This is a genomic window from Streptomyces sp. W16 (assembly GCF_033194735.1).
Lineage (GTDB): Bacteria > Actinomycetota > Actinomycetes > Streptomycetales > Streptomycetaceae > Streptomyces.
Genome location: NZ_JAWOAI010001003.1, coordinates 1 through 1,719 on the forward strand (window position 1 = coordinate 1; position 1,719 = coordinate 1,719).

The 1,719-nt window shown below is 74.5% G+C and carries 1 protein-coding gene; it reads right to left on the reverse strand.

The window, feature by feature from the left end:
- A partial coding sequence (locus tag R6V09_RS52445; protein ID WP_317888450.1) for a polyketide synthase family protein occupies positions 1–1,719 on the reverse strand: 1,719 nt, incomplete at both ends.

Consider the following 1,719-nt stretch of genomic DNA (forward strand, 5'->3'; position numbering starts at 1 on the left):
GCGCAGCTCCAGCACACCGGTGCCGGAGGCGTCCAACAGCCGCACTTCACCGGTGGCGTTGAGCGCCCCGCGCTCGGACAGCCGGACCCTGGCCCAGGAGCGGCCACGCAACGGCGCGTACCGCACCGCGCGGTCCAGTGACACCGGGACCCAGGCTCCCGTCGTCACCTCGGCATCGGGGTCGAACAGGAAGGTGGCGGCGAGGAGTTGGAAGCAGGAGTCGATGAGACCGGGCGGCAGGGCCGCCGGCTCTCCGTCGGCCCCCTCCCCCAGCGGCGAGAGACTCGCCACGGCCTCGGTGCCCCGGATCCAGGCGCGCTCCAGCCAGCGGAACTCCGGCCCCAGCCCGATACCGATGGCGGCGAACCGCCGGTAGAGGTCGTCCTGTTCGACGAGCTGCCAGCCGTCGCCTTCCGGGGGCCCGGGTACCCGGTCGTCGTCCTCGCCGGGGAACGGACCGGTGCCGATGCCGTCCGGTTCCTGTGTGCCGGGCGCGACCGGGAGGACCGTGGCGCCCTCTGTGTGGGTGAGCCAGGTGTCGTCCCCGGGCAGCCTGCTGGCCGTCCGCAGCCTGCCGCTCTGCCGGTCGATCACGACCTGCAGTTCACGTCGGCCGCCCCCGGGGAGGGTCAGCGGGGCCAGGAAGGAGACGTTGCGCACCTCGGGGCGCGCCGATCCCGTTCCGGCGAGAGCGCTCAGGGCGGCGGCGAGGTGCCAGGCTCCGGGGACCACGACCTCGTCGAAGACCTTGTGGTCGCGCAGGACCGGGGCGTCCGGCGTGAGCGTGCGGGTGAACACGGCTTCCTGCCCGGCCAGAGCGAGCCGCGTCCCCTCCGTCGGGGCCGGAGCGCTTTCGTCGCCGGCCTCGGCGGGCACCGAGGCGGGCGGGCCGAACTCCTCCCAGTAGGAGGCTCGTTCGAAGGGATAACCGGGCAGGTCGGTCCGGCCTGCCGGGCCTACGGGCTGAATGCGCGCCCAGTCCAGATCGGCGCCGTGTGCGTAGAGCAGCGCGGCGGCCGTCCAGGGGCCGTCCCCGTCCCCGTCCCCGGGCAGGAGGGCGACGCGGGCGGCCGGCTCCTCCCCGAATCTGACCGTGAGGACAGGTTCGATATCGGTACCGGAGTCGCCGGACCGCGGCTCGGACGCCAAGTCGCGCCAGTACCCCGGGTCGTGAGCGGTCTCGGCCGTCAGCAGGCCATTGCGGTCGGAGACCAGGGTGAGGGAGGGAACTGCCGTGGTGGTCGCGGCGAGTTCGGCCTCGGCGGCGGCGCGCGCTTCCGGGGTGTCCAGGACGCGGGCGGCGGCAAGAGCGAGTACGGCGCGCAGCGGCAGGACGTCTGCCACGCACGCGGCGACGTACTCCCCGGTTCCGCTGCCGCGCAGTTCGGCGGGCTCGGCTCCCCAGGCGAGCAGCATCCGGGCGTAGGCGTACGGCGCGGCCACCGCCTCGAAGACCCCCTCCGCGTCCAGGTTCAGGGCGTCCCACGCGCCCCGGGCTTCCTGCCAGGACGCGGCGAACACCGGTTCCCACAAGGGCAGTTCGGCCGACGACGTGGTCCGGTCGCCCGCGTCGCCGAAGTCCAGCACCAGCGGACCGGACGTGTCGGCGGTGCCGGTGCGGACATGGTGTCCCGCGGTCCCGGCGAGGACGTCCCGCAGCCGTACGGCCGCCTCCTCGCGTGTGCCGGCCGTGACGGCGAGCCGGTGGCCGAGGTGACC